Genomic DNA, 19,020 nt, shown 5'->3' with positions numbered 1-19,020 from the left:
CTGCTTGTTGCCTGGCGTGCCCAGGACGCTGAGCGAATTTGCGGCTTAGCGGGCGGTCCGTTTCAGAAAATCTGCAATCGCCTGGTTCACCTGCGCTTCCTTATCCCGGTAGGGCAGGTGACCGCATTGCTCCAGCTCCAGCAGCTCCGTGTGCGGCACCAGCTTCTTGATGCGACGGATTTGCTCCAGCGTGCCGTATTCATCATCCACGCCCTGAATGGCCAGAATCGGGCAGGTGATGCGGCTGACGTCCTCTTCGATATTCCAGTCGCGGAATTGGGGTTCCGTCCAGGTGGCGTTCCAGCCCCAGAAGGCGGACTCCACATCATCGTGATAGCGTGCCAGTCGCTCGCGTAAAAAACCTTGCTCGTAGGCTTCGCGGGCGACCAGAATGCCGCGCAAGGAAATGTCTTCCACAAACAGGTGCGGGGCCATCACCACAATGCCTTGCAGCTTGTCGCCAAAGCCGCTGGCTGCCAGCAGGGCAATCGAGCCACCATCGCTGTGGCCGACCAGCATAATCGGGCGCTTTTGGCCGTCCTCGCCCAGTTGTTCCAGCAATTGCGGCAGTACGTCCAGTGCCTGTTCGTGCAGATAGTCGGGCTCTTTGGGGCTATTGTCGGGGCGCGGGGTACTGCGGCCATATCCGTAACGTGAGTACATCAGACCGCTACAACCGGTTTGTTCGCACAACTGTGCTGGCCAGTCTTTCCACATGGCAATCGAACCCAGACCCTCATGCAGAAACACCAGCAAAGGGGCCGCGACCCGCTCGGGGAAAAGGCGTTGATATTCCAGTTCAATGGCTTGCGTGCCTTGAGTCAGGCTTGCAAATTGCAAAGATGAAGCTAGTGTTGTCATAGCGGTTGATGTGCATAAACCCCAAACAAATTGGGCGTTCAAGTAATTAGGAAACTCTCTTTATGCCATAGATTGGTATAGGACGCACAGGCTTGCTTTTCCCGATACCCGATGTGGACAGTTTGCTGCGGTTTGTGGCGCTTTAGGGGCAGGTGCTGCAAATTTTGACAGAGATGGTAGAGTGGCGCTCTCGGTCTTTTTTGCCGCCGGGCCGCCCCAAGGCAAAAGCTCCCCCTTGGGGGGGCAGCAAGCCGAAGGTGCAGCGTGGGGGCTCTTTTTCATTGCACCACAACATGAAATTTGCTGAATTTGAAGTGGGTATGGTCATCAAGCACCCACTTGTACCTGTGACTCGCGAAGAGATGCTCGATTTCGCCCAGAAATACGATCCGCAGTCCTTTCATATTGACGATAAGCAAGCCGAAGAAGGCCATTGGGGCGGCTTGATTGCCAGCGGCTGGCTCACTTGTGGCAAAGCCATGCGCATGGCTGTGGATTCTGCTTTGCACGACTCCGAGTCCTTTGGCTCGCCAGGTTTGGAACGTTTGCGCTGGGTGCTGCCCGTACGGGCAGGTGACTCTATCCGTCTGGAGGCCACCGTTATATCGAAGCGTGTGTCCAGCAGCCGGTCAGATTTAGGCATCATCCGTTGGAATTGGGATGTGTTTAACCAGCGTGATGAACGGGTGCTGGAGCTGGAAGCCACCAGTATGTTTGAGTTGAAGGTTCTACAAGACTAAGAAAGACTACCTACTTATCTATTTGGCCTGTTGCTCTTCGAGGGGCCGGTTTTTATTTTTGGAACGGCTTGGCGACACGAGAAAACTTCCGCGCTACGCTTTGGGCTTACTCGCTCTGAAGGGGGTATCTTGGGAACGGCTCGGTGGTAAGAGAATAGTCGCCACGCGACACGGTTCGCAGACTGCTTACCTGGAGGACACTTTTTACCTTGAGCTTGCTTGGTGTAAAAAGGATGCAAGCTGGCGATGCACTCCCACCGCATGTAATCGGCAAGTTTGATTAGATTCTGAATGAAAGAGGGCAAAGCTTTTTGCTTTGCCCTTATTGAGCTTCGCTTAGAAAAAGGCCTGAATCCCGGTTTGCGCACGTCCCAGAATCAGGGCGTGTACGTCGTGGGTGCCTTCGTAGGTATTCACCACTTCCAGATTGACTAGATGGCGGGCAATGCCGAACTCGTCAGAGATGCCGTTGCCGCCCAGCATGTCGCGTGCCAGACGGGCAATATCCAGTGCCTTGCCGCAGGAGTTGCGTTTCATGATGGACGTAATTTCCACCGCCGCCGTGCCTTCGTCTTTCATGCGCCCCAGACGCAGGCAGCCTTGCAACGCCAACGTAATCTCGGTTTGCATATCGGCCAGTTTTTTCTGAATCAGCTGATTGGCGGCCAAGGGGCGACCAAACTGTTTGCGGTCCAGGGTGTACTGGCGGGCGGTATGCCAGCAGGATTCAGCCGCACCCAAGGCACCCCAGGCAATCCCGAAGCGGGCCGAGTTCAGGCAGGTGAAGGGACCACGCAAACCCGAGACATGCGGCAGCATTTGGCTGTCTGCAATGTCCACATCGGCCATGACAATCTCGCCGGTCAGGGAAGCGCGCAAGCCTACTTTGCCGTGAATGGCCGGGGTGGACAGGCCTTTCATGCCTTTTTCCAGAATGAAGCCACGGATCTTGCCGTCGTCTTCACCACCCACGACTTTGGCCCAAACCACCAGCACATCGGCAATGGGGGAGTTGGTAATCCAGGTTTTATTGCCGCTCAGGCGATAGCCGCCGTCTACTTTGACAGCGCGGCTTTCCATGGCGCCGGGGTCCGAACCGTGATTGGGTTCAGTCAGGCCAAAGCAACCAATCCATTGCCCGCTGGCCAGCTTGGGCAGGTACTTCTGTTTCTGCTCTTCGCTGCCAAATTCAAAAATCGGCACCATCACCAAAGAGGACTGTACGCTCATCATGGAGCGGTAGCCCGAATCCACACGCTCCACTTCGCGGGCGATCAAACCGTAGCTGACGTAGTTCAGACCGGCACCCCCGTAGGCTTCAGGAATGGTGGCTCCCAACAGGCCCAGCGCGCCCATTTCGGCAAAGATGGCGGGGTCGGTCTGCTCGTGACGAAAGGCTTGCAGCACGCGCGGCAACAGCTTTTCCTGCGCATAGGCATGGGCGGCATCGCGCACCATACGTTCTTCATCGCTCAACTGCTGATTCAGTAGCAGAGGGTCGTCCCAATGAAAAGAGGGATTGGCAGACATAGAGGTACTCCGGGAAGATCAAAGACGGTCAGTTAAGTGGGGCCAACATGGGCGCCATCGGTCTGGGAAATAGAAAAGAGCCATGTGAGTATCGCTGGCACTGGCAACGGTGGGCAATAGCGTTAGAGGTGGCGCATGGTCAGGCGGCTGCGCACAAGCGATATCCATGTAAGGTCTCAGCATAATGTGCATAAAGCGCACAAATCAATTGATAAAATTGCACAATGTCGTGTGCTGGCGTAACGATCCCGCCTAGCGACGGGTGGGCAGGGAAGAGGTTTCACAATCAGGAGAGTGTCTAATGAGACAAGGCGTGCCCAGTCTGGGCGCATTACAGGCCTTTGAGGCGACGGCCCGCCTGGGGACCTTTTCCCGTGCGGCCGAGGAATTGTCCTTGACGCATAGTGCGGTGTACCGGCAGGTAAGCGGCTTGGAGCAGCGTCTGGGTGTGACTTTGCTGACACGGGTGCGGCGGCGTCTGGTGCTGACCCCGGCGGGGCGCGATTATGCCGCCCGTATCCGTCACCATCTGGAGCAAATCGGCAAAGACACCTTCAGCCTGATTGCGCGTGCTGGCGTGGGCCGCAGCATTCATCTGGCGGTGCTGCCTACCTTGTCCACGGTGTGGTTGATGCCGCGTCTGGCCCGTTTCTCCCGGCAATATCCTGACATTACGGTCAGTCTGTCTGTGCGTACCACTCCGTTTCAGTTTGGCGACCATCCCTTTGATGCCGCCATTTATCATGGACGGCAGTTATGGCCCCAAACCGAGGGTATCAAGCTGTTTGACGAAGGCGAGCTGGTGCCGGTGTGCTCGCCCACGCTGGCTGCCAGTGGCCACTGGCAAAAGCTGATTCACTTGCATATGTCTACACGCCCCGATAGCTGGTCGGACTGGTATCGGTCTGCCGGGCTGGAGCCGGATCTGCGCCTCAGCTCCGGCCCGCGTTATGAGCTGTTCAGCCTGGTGATGGCGGCCTTGCATGCCGATATGGGAGTGGCTTTGATGCCGCGCTTTTTGGTGCAGCAGGCGCTGGAGCAGGGCGAGCTGATTATGCCGCTGGACCATGCCATGCCAGTGAGCGAGGCTTACTTTTTTAGTTACCCCACGGCCAATGAACCCAGCGAGGCGGTGCGTTTGCTGGAACAATGGCTGCTTGAGCACGAAAAGGAGAATACATGAGATTGCACTGGAAACCGGCGTTGCTGTCGGCGGCTTTGACCCTAGCCTTGGTGCTGCCTGCGCATGCTCGGGAAGCGGCCAGCCAGCATTTGAATCCGGAGACCGCCAGCAGGGCCGTGCAACGTGACAAGCTCGTCACACAAAAAAGTATGGTGGTGACGGCCAATCCGTTGGCCACTCAGGCCGGTTTGCGCATTCTGGACCAGGGCGGCAGTGCGGTGGATGCGGCCATTGCGGCCCAGTTGGTGCTGGGGCTGGTCGAGCCACAGTCCTCCGGTATTGGCGGCGGCGGCTTTTTACTGATGTTTCAGCCCAAGACCGGCTTGATGAGCTATGACGGACGGGAAACCGTGCCTGCAGCCAGCAGTCTGGATCGCTTCGAGCTGGACGGCCAAACCATGTCCTTCAAACAGGCGGTCAATAGTGGTCGTTCGGTAGGCGTACCGGGTTTGCTGCGTGCCCTGGAGTTGATGCATAAAGATGGTGGCGTGCTGCCGTGGGCGAATTTGTTTGATCCGGCGATTGAGCTGGCCGAGGTCGGCTTTGAGGTCAGCCCCCGTTTGAATACCTTGATTGCCGATAATCCTGAGCTGGCAGACAAGGCCGCTACACGCGCCTATTTTCTGGACGAACAGGGCAGGCCTTGGCCCGTCGGCCATCGTTTACAGAACAAGGAATACGCCCAGGTGCTGCGCCTTTTGGCCAGACAGGGCGCACAGGCTTTCTATCAAGGTGAGCTTGCCCAGGATATGGTGGCTGCCGTTGCCGCCGACCCGATTGCGGGTGACTTGGCAGAGTCCGACTTGAAGCAGTACCGTGCGCTGCGACGTGAACCCCTCTGTATGGACTGGCAGCAGTTGGCGCTCTGTGGCATGGCACCACCCAGCTCGGGGGCTATCAGTGTGATGCAGATGCTGGGCATCTTGCAGCACACCCCCATTGCTGACGCAGAACCGCAATCTGTGGAAGCGATTCATTATTTTTCTGAAGCAGGGCGTTTGGCTTTTGCGGATCGGGATGCCTGGGTGGCGGATCCGGCATTTGTGTCTGTGCCCCAGCAGGCTTTGCTGGCTCCAGCGTATCTGAAATCACGCGCTGCCTTGATCCAGCCAGACCGTTCCATGGGGCATGCTCAACCGGGCAAGCCGTTGGCTGACTCACAAGCCGCCAGTGACAACACGCCCGAGCTGCCGTCCACCACGCATTTATCCGTAGCGGATGCTCAGGGGCAGGTGGTATCCATGACCACGTCAATAGAGTCTGCTTTTGGCAGCAAAATCATGGTGCGTGGTTTTTTGTTGAACAATCAGTTAACGGACTTTGCCTTGAGTCCCAAGGACGAGATGGGACGCCTGTCTGTGAATCGGGTGGAGCCAGGTAAGCGTCCACGCAGTTCCATGGCCCCGATGATGGTGTTGCAACAAGGGCGTCCAGTCATTGCCCTGGGTTCACCGGGTGGCAGTGCCATCATTCCTTACGTGGCTCAGGCCCTGACCGGCATGTTGATGTGGGATCTGGACGCTCAACGGGCAGTCAGCCTGCCGCATTACGGCAGCCGCAACTGGGCGACCGAGCTGGAAGCGGGAACGGCGGTGACCACGCAGGCCCAAGCTTTGAGAGCGATGGGTCATGAAGTACGAGAGCAGCCTTTTCCCAGCGGTACGCATGTGATTCGCTGGACCCAGAAAGGACTGGAGGCGGGGGTAGATCCTCGGCGGGAAGGCTTGGCGCTAGGGCAGTAAGCAGAGCTTGTAGCCGTGTACCCCAGGTAAACATGGTCTTGCCTACGAGACATGTTGCAAGCGCATGGCGGACTTGGGGAAGCAGTCAGTATTCGGGAGAGGCTGTTGGCGATGTGAAGCAGATACTCGTCAGAGATTGGCAGAGACAGCAGTCGATCGTTGCCAGAGGCTGGTAGAACTAATTGCCAAGTAGCTAGCAGGCTCAAGTCGTCTGGCTTTTGAAAAAATGGGTGACCAGTAAAAAGCCCTCAATGCGTGGATCTATATCCACAGCATTGAGGGCTTTTTTTTAAGTCTTGAGACAGACCTGATCGTGTCGCTTAGCGAAATACCACGGTGCGCTGATCGTTCAGCAAGATACGGTGCTCAACGTGGGCGCGCACGGCACGGGCCAGAACCAGAGACTCCACATCGCTACCGATCTGGGTCAGCTCAGCTGGGCTGACAGCATGGGTGACGTGTTCCACGTCCTGTTCGATGATCGGGCCTTCGTCCAGATCCGCCGTCACGTAGTGAGCAGTAGCGCCAATAATCTTCACACCGCGAGCATGGGCCTGGTGGTAGGGACGCGCGCCCTTGAAGCTGGGCAGGAAGCTGTGGTGGATATTGATGGCGCGGCCAGACAGGGACTGACACAGATTGGTGGACAGAATCTGCATGTAGCGGGCCAGCACAACCAGATCAATCTTCAGGTCACGAGCCAGGTCGATGATCTGTTGCTCTTGCTGGGGACGGGTTTCCGGTGTCACAGGCAGGTGATGGAAAGGAATGCCGTAGGAGGAAGCCAGGCCAGCGTGGTCGGTGTGGTTGGAAGCCACGGCCGCAATTTCAACCGGCAATTGGCCGCTATGGGCGCGAAACAGCAGATCGTTCAGGCAGTGGCCCTGGCGGCTGACCAGAATCAGCAGGCGGGCTTTGCGCTGGGCGTCATAAATATTGGCATCCATGCTGAATTTTTCGGCAATGGGCGCGAAGCTGGTTTGCAATGCGTTCACATCCTGCTTTTCAGGCAGGGAAAACTGGATGCGCAGGAAAAAGCGGTTGGTGGCGGCGTCGCCAAACTGCTGTGCCTCAACAATGTTGCCGTTCTGCTCAAGCAGCCAGCCCGAAACGTTGTGGACAATGCCGGTACGATCCGGGCAGGATAGGGTCAAGATGTAATCGTTCATCAACAGTATTGTAAAGATTTCAGAAAAGTTTTTAAGCTGCCTGGGCCAGGGTTTCCTGGCCGTGACGTGCAATCGCTAAACACGCGGTCAGGCCAGGGGATTCGATGCCGAACAGATTCAGCAGTCCGGGGATGCCGTGGGTGGCAGGCCCGGAAAAGACAAAGTCGGCAGCCGCATGGCCGGCGGGCACAATTTTAGGCCGGATGCCGCTATAGGCGGGGTTTAGGCTGTTATCGGGTAAAGCGGGCCAGTACTCGCGCACGGCGGCGTAAAAAGAGTGGCCTCGTTGCGGGTCCATATCGTAGTTCTCATCCTGCACCCATTCGGTGTCCGGGCCAAAGCGGGCCTGACCGGCCAGATCCAGCGTCAGATGCACACCCAGTCCGGCTTTATTGGGCATGGGGTAAATCAGGTGCTTGAAGGGGGAGCGACCCGCCAACGAGAAATAGCTGCCTTTGCACAGATAGGCGTTCGGGATATGGCTGGCATCCAGCCCTTCGATCTGGCGTGCAGCGGCGACAGCGCCCAGACCGGCCGCATTGATCAGGCAGGTGCTTGTCAGGCTGAACGGCTCTGCGCCACCGACGTGTACTTCAAAGCCTTGTCCGGGCAGGACACGAGCACTGACAAAGGGCGTATTGAAAACCAACTGAGCACCGTTATTCTCTGCATCGCCTTGCAAAGCCAGCATCAAGGCATGGGTGTCCACAATGCCGGTAGAAGGGGAAAGCAGGGCAGCGCTGCAATTCAAGGCCGGCTCCAGAGCCTGGGCTTGGGCCGCATCCAGCCACTGCAAATCGTCCACTCCACAGGTACGCGCTTGCGCCTGCAGCTTCAGCAGATCGGCTTGTTGTTCGGGCGTGGTCGCCACAATGAGTTTGCCGCAACGGGCGTGGTCTATATGGTGTTTCTGGCAGTAGTCGTACAGTTGGGCTTTGCCTTCTACACACAAGCGGGCCTTCAGGCTGCCGGGAGTGTAGTAAATGCCCGCGTGTATGACCTCTGAGTTGCGCGAGCTGACGCCATTGCCAATGCTGGCGGTTTGCTCGATCAGCAGAACTTCCATGCCTTGTTGGGCCATTTGTCGGGCACAGGCTAACCCTACTACCCCTGCTCCCAGCACTATGCAATCAACGTCGTTTGCCATGATCAGGACCTTATTGGCGTGTAAGAGCAAAAGGCGTAGTGTACTCCTGCCATGCAGCCCTCGTCAGGGGGGCCTTGCAACACCCTGTCACGCCAGGGAAGGGGTCAGGTCAAAGTCGCCCGCGTGGTAGATCAGGGGCTGGTGAGCGCTGCGTTCGCAATGGGTGACTTCACCGATAAAGATCAGGTGGTCGCCGGCCTCATGAACGGCATAAGGCTTGCACTCAAACCAGGCGCTGCAACGCTCGTCGTCCAGCATGAGTAAGCCGTGCGGGGAGCGTTTAGTGGGGTGATCGTGAAAGCGCTCGGCCTGGCTGCCCCAGGCAAAGCGTTTGGCCAGCGATAGCTGACTGGCTCCTAAAACGTGAATCACATAGCCCTTACCATCCACAAAATGCGGCAGGGACTGGGAGCGTTTGGCCAGCGACCACAGCACCAGAGGCGGGTCCAGAGACACAGAGTTAAAGGAGCTGACGGTCAGGCCAATGGCCTGATCCGGATGGTCTTTATTGGCGCCGGTCACGACCGTCACGCCTGTGGCGAAACGGCCCAGTGCCGAACGAAAGAAGTCGCTATCGAAAGTAGAAGAAAAAACAGTCATTGCATCGAGTCTGAGGGCAGGCGTCCCCAAGGGAACGTGTTAAGGAGCCAGTCGGCTCACCTGCCAATCAGATGGGTCCTTGCGGTCGAACACCAGCCTGTCGTGCAGGCGCGAAGCACGGCCTTGCCAGAATTCGACATGGTCTGGAGTCAGTCGGAAGCCACCCCAGTGTTCAGGGCGGGCGGGATGTTCACCTAAGCTTTCAGTGTACTGCTTGGCACGGGCATCCAGCTCTGCGCGGCTGATGGGTTGGCTTTGTGGTGAGGCCCAGGCACCAATGCGCGAGCCCAGAGGACGACTGTGAAAGTATTCGTCGGATTCGGCCGCGCTGATGCGGCTGATGCGGCCTTCAAAGCGCACCTGTCGCTGCATGGAAGACCAGAAAAAGGACAGGCTGGCCCAAGGGTTGTGGTCCAGGTCCGTTCCCTTGCGAGACAGGTAGTTCGTAAAGAACACCAAGCCTTGTTCATCGTAAGCCTTGAGCAGGACAACGCGCGCCGATGGGCGACCTTCTGGGTTCACCGTGGCCAGCGTCATCGCCGTGGGTTCGACTTCCTTCAGTTCAATGGCCTGATCCAGCCAGCGTTGGAATTGCTGGCGAGGGTCGGCACACAGTTCGTTTTCGCTCAGGGAAAAGCGTTCGTATTCGTTACGCAAATCGGCAAGGGACATGGGGCGCTCTTAGGCTTGTTGAGGATTAAGCAGTGCAGTCTGGCTTTGTAGTAATTGAACCACTGATTGCAGGCGTTTATCCAGAATTTTAGAGCGTTGCAGCGCCGAGGCGGTTTCCATGACGTATTCGATGCAAGGGCCGTTGGTTCCCTGGGCCGAATACACCACCTGTCGCAACTGTTCGTCCGGCATACGGGGTACGTAAGCATCGGTCTTGCGGTTCATGGTAAAGACCAGGGCGCGAATGTCGCCTTGGCTGGTGCGGCAGCGCAACCAGCGGGGGATATAAGCCCCGCTGGGCATCTCGCGCAGCCAAAGGGCATCGAATACTTTGGGTACGCTTTCGGCAGGAATACGGAAGGCCATGCCACGGCAAGAACCACCGACATCCAGCCCAAAGACCAGACCGGGCTGCTCGGGCGTTCCACGGTTGATTCGTGACCACAAGCACAGCGCCCGGTGGTAGCCGCGCAGCAAGGCTTGGCGCTGCTCGGCAAATTCAAAATCGGGACGCCAGATCAGGGAGCCGTAGCCGTAGACCCACAGGTCTTGTTTTTCACACCATTGCGCCTCTTCCAGGGATTGACGCAAAGAGGCGTTGCGCTCTTCGTCAGTCAGGACACGAAAGCTGCACGGTGTGGGTACGGCGGAAGGCGAGGCGGAAATAGAATCGATGTTCACGGCGTAAAGAAGTGGTAAGCCAAAATCACAGATGCTTGAAACCTATGGCAATTGTAGAGCAAGCACAGTCCACTGTAGCGGGCTTTGCCGCTGATAACTAAGGAAAAATACTAATTTGCTTATATGAGTGTTGCTATTTGGCAGAGCGCCGTCAAGCCACCAGGGCATAAGGCCTGTTTCCGGGGCTGGGCAGGCGCAATTAGACGTAGAATGAACGGGTTTGGCCGCATGGGCCGGTGATGGACAGATTGCATGACAGAGCAGCACAACATGGATGCCGAACGCCGCTTCGGTGGTTTGGATCGTTTGTATGGAGCCGGCGCGCGTGAGCGTCTGGCTGCCGCCCATGTGATGGTGGCGGGTATAGGGGGCGTAGGGACCTGGGCAGTGGAGGCTTTGGCCCGTTCTGCCGTGGGCCGAATCACCTTGATTGATCTGGATAATATTGCCGAGTCCAACATCAACCGCCAATTGCCTGCCCTGGACAGCACTTTGGGGATGGCCAAGATTGAAGCCATGGCCCAGCGCATTGCGCAGATCAATCCACACTGTCAACTGCAATTGATCGAGGATTTTGTCACCGAGGACAATGCGGCCAGCCTGATGGAACAGCGCCCTGACGTGTTTCTGGATTGCACCGACCAGGCCAGCGCCAAGATCGCCTTGATCTTGCAGGCCAAGCGGTGCAAGGTGCCCTTGTTGAGTTGTGGCGGGGCGGGTGGAAAAACCGACCCTTTAACCTTGCGCCGGGGAGATTTGTCGGTGGCACGCCACGATGCCCTGTTAGGCAAACTGCGGCAGATCCTGCGCAAGCAGCATGGCTTTGCGCGTGGCAGCGATGCCCAGGGCCGTGCCTTGAAGCGTGTACCCCGCATGGGAGTGGATTGCTTGTGGTTCGAGCAGGAAACCCGTTTGCCGCAAAACTGGACCCAGGCTGAAGACGGTGCCCTGCAAGGTTTGGCCTGTGCAGGCTATGGCTCCGGAGTGACGATTACGGCCAGCATGGGGATGCAGGCCGCCGACTACGCCTTAAACCGGATTCTGAACCAGTAAGGCGTTCTGCCAGCCGCGCAGGGCGTTCGAAATACGAATCGCCCGTGCATGCAGCAAGTCATCCAGAAAAAGCTCCGTTTCACGCGCCAGACCGCTATTTAGGAGCGCCTGTCGTTGCACACCAGGCAGGAGCCAGCCTTGTGCGGGTGGCGTCCACCAGTGGCCCTGCTCATCCTGGATATAGATATTGCTGCGGCTGCCTTCGCAAACCCGGTTTTGCGTATCCAGAAAAATTACATCAAAAAGTTGGGGATGCTTTTCCAGCAGGGCAGCGGCGTCCTGATACCAGGGGCGATGCGTGGTTTTGTGCGAGAGCAGTGGGTCCTGGGCCGGCAAAGGGGTCTTGGATAGGCATAGTTGCAAGGGCCCTTCCAGAGCGGGCAAGGCCTGCGCCTCGGCCTGCGCACTGGCTTTTGCGTTCCACAGAATGCGTAGCCGCAAGGGAGTATTGACGGGAGCCTGGCCCAGCGCCGTATGCATGGCTTGCAGCCAGGTTTGTGCGTCCCAGTCGTAGCCCAATTCCGCGCAACTGCGCGCCACGCGTTCCAGATGCAGTTCCAACAGGGGGATCTGGCCGTCTGCGTCTACCCGCAAGGTTTCTATCAATTCAGGTTTGCTTTGGCTCATGATGCTGCCTTTAAGTCAGTGTTACAGGGGCCTGCAATACACGTGCTTTCCACAAGCACTCCAACCACTCCTGGTCTGGGTCCGAGTCCAGAACGATGCCACCACCCACGCCAAACCTTCCTTGGCCGTGATTGTCCAGCTCCAGACTGCGGATGCTGACATTCAGGGACAGGTCGCCGTTAGGGTTCAGGTAGCCTACCGAGCCACAGTAAATACCGCGTCGCTGCGTCTCCAGCTGACGTATGCATTGCATGGCGGCCAGCTTTGGGGCGCCGGTAATCGAACCACAGGGGAACAGGGCGCGTAGCAAGGCTTCCAGCGTGCAATCCGGCTCGACTTCGGCCTGAATGCTGGAAGTCATGGTCCAGACCGAGGCATATTGCTCTACATCGAACAGGCTGGTGGTTTGCACGGTGCCGGTGCGGGCCACTTGGCCCAGATCGTTACGTAGCAAATCCACAATCATCAGGTTTTCAGCCCGGTCTTTCAGGCTGCTTTGCAGCTCCTGGGCGTTTTTCTGATCTTGAACAGGGTCGGTATCGCGCGGGCGTGTGCCTTTCATGGGGCGGGTCCGCACGGTGTTCCCGCGTTTTTCCAGAAACAGCTCGGGTGACAGCGACAGGATATGGCGATCACCCAGATCCAGATAAGCACCGTAGGCCACCGGGTGGCGGCTGGCCAGTGCGATATAGAGATCACGCGGCGCCATGCCTGATTGAATGCTCAAGGGCATGGTGTAGTTGATCTGGTAAAAATCCCCAGCCTGCAAACCCTGCTGAACCTGGGCCAGCGCATCCCGATAGTCTTGCTGGCTGATTGGCAGTTTGACCGTCAGCTCGGGCGTGGCCTGGCTATCCCATAACGCCACTTCCTGTGCCTGTTCAAATACCAGTGCGTTCAGAAGCGCATGTGGCGCAGTATCACGAGCGGGTAGACGGGGTTCGAACAGTTCGGCCAGTTCGTAGTCCAGTGCCAGGGCCACCCAGTGGCCCGCCTGTCGAGCTTGTTCGATGTTCTCAAAAGCAGTACTTAAGTCTTCAGGGCGACGGGCCTGGATATGGCCCAGGTAGCCCTGCATTTCCAGCGCATAGCCTTTTAGTCTGTCTTCAAATCGGCCATACATGCGCCGTGTTCCTTTAAAAATTCTGCCAAGGCCATGCCGGTATGCGAGGCAGGGTTGGCTTGCACTTGATCTGGTGTGCCTTGCACCACCAGCCTGCCGCCGCCCGAGCCGCCTTCGGGGCCCAGATCGACAATCCAGTCTGCTTCGGCAATCAAATCCAGATTATGTTCAATGACCAGCACCGTGTGACCGGCATCGACCAGTCGGTGCAGCACCACAATCAGCTTTTCCACATCTGCCATGGACAGGCCCACGCTGGGTTCGTCCAGTACATATAGCGTATGCGGCGCCTTGTAGGCGCGGCCCGTACGGGTCAGGCCCTCGTCCAGGCGGGCCTTGACCAGTTCGCTGACCAGCTTGACGCGCTGCGCTTCGCCACCGGACAGGGTGGGGGATGGTTGGCCCAGGGTCAGATAACCCAGGCCCACACTTTGCATCAATTGCAGCGGGCGCAATATTTTAGGATGTGCGGCAAAGTATTCAACAGCTTCGTCCACATCCATTTGCAAAAGCTGGCCGGCGGAGACATCGCGCCAGGTCACCGCCAGTGTTTCCGGATTGAAGCGCTGGCCGTGGCAGGCGTCACAAGGCACCTTTACGTCCGGCAGGAAGCTCATTTCCAGGGTGCGCATGCCTTGGCCTTCGCACAAAGGGCAGCGACCATCGCCGGTATTGAAGGAAAAGCGTGAGGCGCTCCAGCCCCGCAGGCGGGCATCGTTGGTGTTGGCAAACAGTTTGCGCACCTCGTCCCAGAAGCCGATGTAGGTGGCCGGGCAGGAGCGGGGGGTTTTGCCAATCGGGGTCTGATCCACTTCCAGCACGCGGTCCAGGCTTTCCCAGCCGCTGATGCTGGCGCAACCCTGCCACACAGGCTTTTCTTTGCTGCCGACAACGCGCTGCAAATTATCCAGCAGTACATCACGGGCAAAGGTGGATTTGCCGGAGCCCGACACGCCCGTTACCAGACTGAGCTTGCCTAGTGGAATACCGGCCTTTACCTTGTTCAGGTTATGCAGGCTGGCATCGTGTACCGTTAGCATGGGCACATCGGCCTGAACAGGGCGGCGTGCCTGCATGGGGTGTTTGAGTGGTTCGCGCAGATAGCGGCCAGTCAGTGAATTGGGGTTGGCCTCGATTTCTGCCAGTGTGCCCTGGGCGATGACTTCACCCCCTCGTTTGCCGGCACCGGGGCCCATATCAATAATGTGCTGAGCACGGCGTATGGTGTCTTCGTCGTGTTCAACGACCACGAGCGTGTTGCCATTGCCTTCCAGACGCGCCATGGCGTTGAGCAGAATCTGGTTGTCGCGGGGGTGTAAGCCAATGGTGGGCTCGTCCAGCACATAGCACACGCCCTGCAGGTTCGAGCCTAATTGGGCGGCCAGACGGATGCGCTGGGCCTCACCACCCGATAAGGTGGGGGCGGCACGATCCAGCGCCAGATAACCCAGGCCCACTTCATGCATGAAGTCCAGACGGCTACGTATCTCGTTCAGAATGTCGCGCGCAATATCGGCTTCGCGGCCACTCATGTTCAGGTTGCCAAAAAAAGTCTGTGCCTCGTCCACGGGCAGACCGGCCAGCTTGGCAATGGACTGGTCGCGCCATTCAAACGCCAGCGAGACCGGGTTCAAGCGTTGACCATGGCAACTTGGGCATTCCACCGTTTCGCCATCGTAGCCGTTGTTCCAGTTGTTTTCCTCGCCCGTTTGTTCCTGGTCGAAGCCAGTCAGCTTCAAACCCGTACCAAAGCAGTCCTTGCACCAGCCGTGCTTGGAGTTGTAGGAGAACATGCGCGGGTCCGGCTCGGGGAAGCTGGTGCCGCAGCAGGGGCAGGCCCGTTTGACGGAGAAATGTTGCTGGCTGGCATTGGACAGCGGTTGACCTTGTCGGCGTTGCTCCAGCGACATGGAACCTGATGGCGTCAATGGAGCCAGCACACTAAAGGAGCCGTGACCCAGTTCCAGCGCTTCGCGTATGGCTTGGCGCAGTTGCAGTTCGTGGCGAGGGTCAATGATCAGATCGGCTACTGGCAGTTCCAGCGTGTGTTCGCTGTAACGGTCCAGACGGGGCCAAGGGTTGACGGGGATGAACTCGCCATCCACGCGCAAATGTGTATAGCCCTTGCCCTGCGCCCATTTGGCCAGGTCGGTGTAGTACCCCTTGCGGGCCGTGACCAAGGGAGCCAGCAAACCAATATGCTCACCCTTGTGATCGCGCAGCAGTTGCGCGGCGATTTGCTCGGCGGTCTGTGGGGCCACGGGCACGCGGCAGTCCGGGCAGTATTGGGTGGCCAGCTTCACGTACAGCAAGCGCAGAAAGTGGTGAATTTCCGTCATGGTCGCCACGGTGGACTTGCGTCCCCCCCGGCTGGTGCGCTGCTCAATGGCAACAGTGGGCGGAATGCCGTAAATCGCGTCCACATCGGGCTGACCGGCTGGCTGCACAATGGCACGGGCATAAGCATTCAGGGATTCCAGATAGCGGCGCTGGCCTTCGTTAAACAGAATGTCGAAGGCCAGGGTGGATTTGCCTGAGCCTGATACCCCTGTCACCACTGTGAAGGTGTTGTGCGGGATGTGTACCGAGATGTTTTTCAGGTTGTGTTCGCGCGCATTCAGGATGGCGATCTGGCCATCGTTGCTGCCGCCCGAGCTGGCCTTGTAGTCCACCGCAGGTTCCTGGAACAGAGCCGAGCCTGAACCTATGGTGGCTTGCTCGTACTCTTTCAGGGCATGGCCGGTGTGCGAGTGCTCCAGGGCCATGATGTCCGCCGGTGTTCCCGCACCTAACAATTGACCACCATGTTCGCCACCTTCTGGGCCCAGATCAATAATCCAGTCGGCCGCGCGGATCAGATCCAGGTTGTGCTCAATAATCAGCAGGCTGTGGCCGGCAGCCAACAGCTTGCGGAAGGCGCGCATCAGGCGGGCAATATCGTCAAAGTGCAGGCCGGTGGTGGGCTCGTCGAACAGGAACAGATTGCCTTTCTTGGCGACCTTCACTTGACTCAAACGAGTGCGCGAAGCCTGGGCCAGATAAGCCGCCAACTTCAGACGTTGTGCCTCACCGCCCGATAGCGTGGGCACAGGCTGGCCCAGTTTCAGGTAATCCAGACCCACATCGGCCAGCGGCGCCAGGCCGGTTTGCACATCGCGCAGGCCTTCAAAGAATTCCATGGCCTGATGCACGGTCATGTCCAGTACCTCGTCAATCGAGGCGCTGCGACCAAAGTGTTCGATACGCACTTCCAGCACCTCGGGGCGGAAGCGTTTGCCATCGCAATCCGGGCAGCGCAGGTACACATCGGACAGGAACTGCATTTCGATATGTTCAAAGCCCGTGCCACCACACGTCGGGCAGCGGCCATCACCACTATTGAAGCTGAAGGTGCCGGGCGTGTAGCTGCGTTCTTTGGACAGCGGAGCCTGGGCGAACAGCTTGCGGATAGGGTCAAAGGCACCGACATAGCTGGCCGGGTTGGAGCGGGCCGTCTTGCCGATTGGCGTCTGGTCCACCATCACCACTTCGGCAATTTGCTCGGCACCCAGCAAGGCGCCGTAAGGGCCTGGGGCTTCGGTCGGTTTGCCTTGTTGTTTCAGGATGGCCGGGTAGAGCACGTCCTGAATCAGCGTGGATTTGCCCGAGCCGGATACGCCCGTCACGCAGACTAGACGGCCTAGCGGAATGGACACGGAGATATGGCGCAGATTGTGCGCGCTGACGTCTTCCAGCAGCAGGCGGGGCGTGTTCTCGGCCACCGGCATAGGGCGGGGAGATTCGATGCTCAGCTCGCCACTCAGGTAGCGGCCAGTCAGCGTTTGCGCGCCGCGCAAGGCTTGGGGCGAACCATCAAACAGAATCTGGCCACCACGCTCGCCAGGGCCGGGGCCCATGTCCAGAATACGGTCGGCAGCCACCATCACTTGTGGGTCATGCTCAACCACCACCAAGGTGTTGCCATTGCCGCGCAGACGGTGCATCACTTCAATAATGCGGTGCATGTCGCGCGGGTGCAGACCAATCGAAGGCTCATCCAGCACGAACAAGGTGTTCACCAGCGAGGTGCCCAGCGCCGTGGTCAGGTTGATACGCTGTACTTCACCGCCAGACAGGGTGCGGCTTTGGCGGTCCAGGGACAAATAGGACAAGCCCACATCGCACAGATAATCCAGACGGGATAGCGTTTCTTTCAGGAGCAGATCGATAGCCGCATCGCGTGCGTCGCCAAAGTGCAGGCCACGGAAAAATGTGCGCACGTGCTCGATAGGCAGGCGCATCAGGTCCGGGACGCTCAGGCCGGGCATGGCATCCAGTTGCTCGCGCAGCCAGTTGGAATGCACGGGCATGAAACGTGGGTAGCGGGAATCGGCGGGGGCGGCCTGATCGCCCACACGCCACAAGCTGGCTTCGGGTTTCAGGCGAGAGCCGGCACAGGCCGGGCAGGTGTTGTAGCTGCGGTATTTGGACAGCAACACACGCACATGCATTTTGTAGGCGCGTGATTCCAGCCAGTCAAAGAAACGCTGGGCGCCGTACCACTGGGTTTTCCAGGCTTGATTGCCACCCTTCCAGTCCGGGGTGCCATTAATCACCCAGTCGCGCTCTTCCTGGCTCAAGTCCTTCCAGGGCACGCTCAGACGTACACCGGCCGCCGGAGCGTAGCGCTCCATCTCGACCTGACATTCTTTGTAGCTGGCTGTCTGCCAAGGGCGGATCGCACCTTCAAGCAGGCTTTTGCTGGGGTCGGGAACGACCAGACCGTAATCAATGCCCATCACGCGGCCAAAGCCACGGCAGGACTCACACGCACCCAGGGGCGAGTTGAAGGAGAAGGTGCTGGCAACCGGCGTGCTGTATTCAATATCGCACGGGGCACAGTGCAGGCCCTGGCTGAAACGCCAGGCGGTTTCCGGGCCATCGGCACTGGCCGAGGCATACACCGTCAACTTGCCCTGGCCGTGGCGCAAGGCCGCTTCGATAGCTTCCATGAAACGTTCCGGCTCGACCGTGCTGGCACGGAAGCGGTCCTGAATCACATAAAGAAGCTTTTGTTCTGTAGGAGCGGCTTTGCTGCTTTTGCCCTTTTTCGTGCTGCTGCTGGGCGTGATGGATTGTGTTTCTTCGTGGTGCAGGCGGGTGTAGCCCTGCTGATGCAGCAAGGTTTCAATTTCTTGCTGCGTGAAGTTGGCCGGGACCTTGACGGCAAAGGTCAGAACCAAACGCGGGTCGTCGTGGTCCACCGCCAACTGGCGAATCTGTTTGGCGATGCTGTCGGCATTGTCGCGGCGCACAGGTTGGGCGCACTGGCGGCAATACAGCTCGCCCAGACGGGCGTACAGCAGCTTGATGTAATCGTTCAGCTCCGTCATGGTGCCCACGGTACTGCGCGAGTTGCGCACCGGGTTCACCTGATCAATGGCAATGGCGGGCAAGATGCCTTCAATGCGATCAACCTGGGGCTTGTCCATGCGATCCAGGAACTGGCGTGCATAGGGAGAGAAGGTTTCCACATAGCGCCGTTGACCTTCTGCATACAGGGTGTCAAAGGCCAGCGAGCTTTTGCCCGAGCCGGAAACGCCGGTAATAACCAGTAACTCGCCTGTTTTGATACGTACATTCAGGTTTTTCAGAGTGTTCTGGCGGGCGCCAAAAATGCGAATTTCTGAGCTCATGGCAAGGTCGGCTTTCTGGAGAGGGCTGGGTGGGAAAGCGGCAGCGAAAAGGCCTGTCAAACAGGCCCCATGCGCCAGTCAGAGCGGTATATGCCAGCAAGGTGTTGCCAGGGATGCTCACTCTAGCCTTTGTATCTTAACGCGGATTACGGTAGAATTTCTGGTTAGCTATTGCGCTTTTGTCGGGATCATCCGGCAGGGCTTACATTAAGATCGG

The 19,020-nt window shown here is 58.2% G+C and carries 14 protein-coding genes; 4 read left to right on the top strand and 10 right to left on the bottom strand.

Going from position 1 to position 19,020, the window contains the following annotated elements; genetic code table 11:
* Nucleotides 1–45: 45 nt before the first annotated feature.
* On the bottom strand, nucleotides 46–861 hold the full coding sequence (locus tag CA948_RS11405) for an alpha/beta fold hydrolase (RefSeq protein ID WP_108728049.1): 816 nt from the start codon (nucleotides 859–861) through the stop codon (nucleotides 46–48).
* Between the two features lie 293 nt (nucleotides 862–1,154).
* On the opposite strand from CA948_RS11405, the gene CA948_RS11400 reads away from it, so the two are divergent.
* Nucleotides 1,155–1,601: a MaoC family dehydratase gene (locus tag CA948_RS11400; protein WP_094195718.1), complete on the top strand. Its 447-nt coding sequence runs from the start codon at nucleotides 1,155–1,157 to the stop codon at nucleotides 1,599–1,601.
* Between the two features lie 336 nt (nucleotides 1,602–1,937).
* Here the strand turns inward: CA948_RS11400 and CA948_RS11395 are convergent, their stop codons facing one another.
* Nucleotides 1,938–3,131 carry an acyl-CoA dehydrogenase gene (locus CA948_RS11395; RefSeq protein WP_108728048.1) on the bottom strand — a complete coding sequence of 398 codons (1,194 nt, stop codon included), beginning with the start codon at nucleotides 3,129–3,131 and terminating at the stop codon, nucleotides 1,938–1,940.
* A 301-nt stretch (nucleotides 3,132–3,432) separates the two neighbouring features.
* On the opposite strand from CA948_RS11395, the gene CA948_RS11390 reads away from it, so the two are divergent.
* Nucleotides 3,433–4,314, top strand: a complete 882-nt coding sequence (locus CA948_RS11390) for a LysR substrate-binding domain-containing protein (protein ID WP_108728047.1) — start codon at nucleotides 3,433–3,435, stop codon at nucleotides 4,312–4,314.
* On the top strand, nucleotides 4,311–6,056 hold the full coding sequence (gene ggt / locus CA948_RS11385; protein WP_108728046.1) for a gamma-glutamyltransferase: 1,746 nt from the start codon (nucleotides 4,311–4,313) through the stop codon (nucleotides 6,054–6,056). Before CA948_RS11390 ends, ggt begins: the two co-directional genes overlap by 4 nt.
* A 320-nt stretch (nucleotides 6,057–6,376) precedes the next feature.
* On the opposite strand, the gene purU is transcribed toward ggt, so the two are convergent.
* From purU to CA948_RS11360, 5 genes are all read right to left on the bottom strand, one after another.
* Entirely contained in the window at nucleotides 6,377–7,231 is an 855-nt protein-coding gene (gene purU / locus CA948_RS11380) for a formyltetrahydrofolate deformylase (protein WP_166727032.1), read from the bottom strand.
* A 25-nt stretch (nucleotides 7,232–7,256) separates the two neighbouring features.
* Nucleotides 7,257–8,372 carry an NAD(P)/FAD-dependent oxidoreductase gene (locus CA948_RS11375; RefSeq protein ID WP_108728752.1) on the bottom strand — a complete coding sequence of 372 codons (1,116 nt, stop codon included), beginning with the start codon at nucleotides 8,370–8,372 and terminating at the stop codon, nucleotides 7,257–7,259.
* 87 nt (nucleotides 8,373–8,459) lie between these two features.
* Nucleotides 8,460–8,972 (bottom strand): flavin reductase family protein, encoded by a 513-nt coding sequence (locus CA948_RS11370; RefSeq protein WP_094195723.1) that lies wholly within the window; start codon nucleotides 8,970–8,972, stop codon nucleotides 8,460–8,462.
* 39 nt (nucleotides 8,973–9,011) lie between these two features.
* Nucleotides 9,012–9,644, bottom strand: a complete 633-nt coding sequence (pdxH, locus tag CA948_RS11365) for a pyridoxamine 5'-phosphate oxidase (RefSeq protein ID WP_094195724.1) — start codon at nucleotides 9,642–9,644, stop codon at nucleotides 9,012–9,014.
* Between the two features lie 9 nt (nucleotides 9,645–9,653).
* Complete coding sequence (locus CA948_RS11360) at nucleotides 9,654–10,325, bottom strand: gamma-glutamylcyclotransferase (protein WP_042483350.1); 672 nt, start codon at nucleotides 10,323–10,325, stop codon at nucleotides 9,654–9,656.
* Nucleotides 10,326–10,577: 252 nt separating this feature from the next.
* On the opposite strand from CA948_RS11360, the gene CA948_RS11355 reads away from it, so the two are divergent.
* Entirely contained in the window at nucleotides 10,578–11,378 is an 801-nt protein-coding gene (locus tag CA948_RS11355) for a tRNA threonylcarbamoyladenosine dehydratase (protein ID WP_094195725.1), read from the top strand.
* On the opposite strand, the gene CA948_RS11350 is transcribed toward CA948_RS11355, so the two are convergent.
* Genes CA948_RS11350 through uvrA form a run of 3 tightly spaced genes read right to left on the bottom strand, consistent with a single transcriptional unit; the run spans nucleotide 11,355 to nucleotide 18,803 of the window.
* The gene (locus CA948_RS11350) at nucleotides 11,355–12,005 is read right to left on the bottom strand and encodes an aminotransferase class IV (RefSeq protein WP_094195726.1); all 651 of its coding nucleotides are present in this window, start codon (nucleotides 12,003–12,005) and stop codon (nucleotides 11,355–11,357) included. The two genes, CA948_RS11355 and CA948_RS11350, sit on opposite strands and share 24 nt — an antisense overlap.
* Before the next feature lie 10 nt (nucleotides 12,006–12,015).
* Nucleotides 12,016–13,128 (bottom strand): aminodeoxychorismate synthase component I, encoded by a 1,113-nt coding sequence (pabB, locus tag CA948_RS11345; RefSeq protein WP_108728045.1) that lies wholly within the window; start codon nucleotides 13,126–13,128, stop codon nucleotides 12,016–12,018.
* Entirely contained in the window at nucleotides 13,101–18,803 is a 5,703-nt protein-coding gene (gene uvrA / locus CA948_RS11340) for an excinuclease ABC subunit UvrA (protein WP_108728044.1), read from the bottom strand. Before uvrA ends, pabB begins: the two co-directional genes overlap by 28 nt.
* Nucleotides 18,804–19,020 lie beyond the last annotated feature (217 nt).

The organism is Alcaligenes aquatilis (assembly GCF_003076515.1).
Taxonomy (GTDB): Bacteria; Pseudomonadota; Gammaproteobacteria; order Burkholderiales; family Burkholderiaceae_B; genus Alcaligenes; species Alcaligenes aquatilis.
This window is presented reverse-complemented; position numbering and strand designations above follow the sequence as displayed.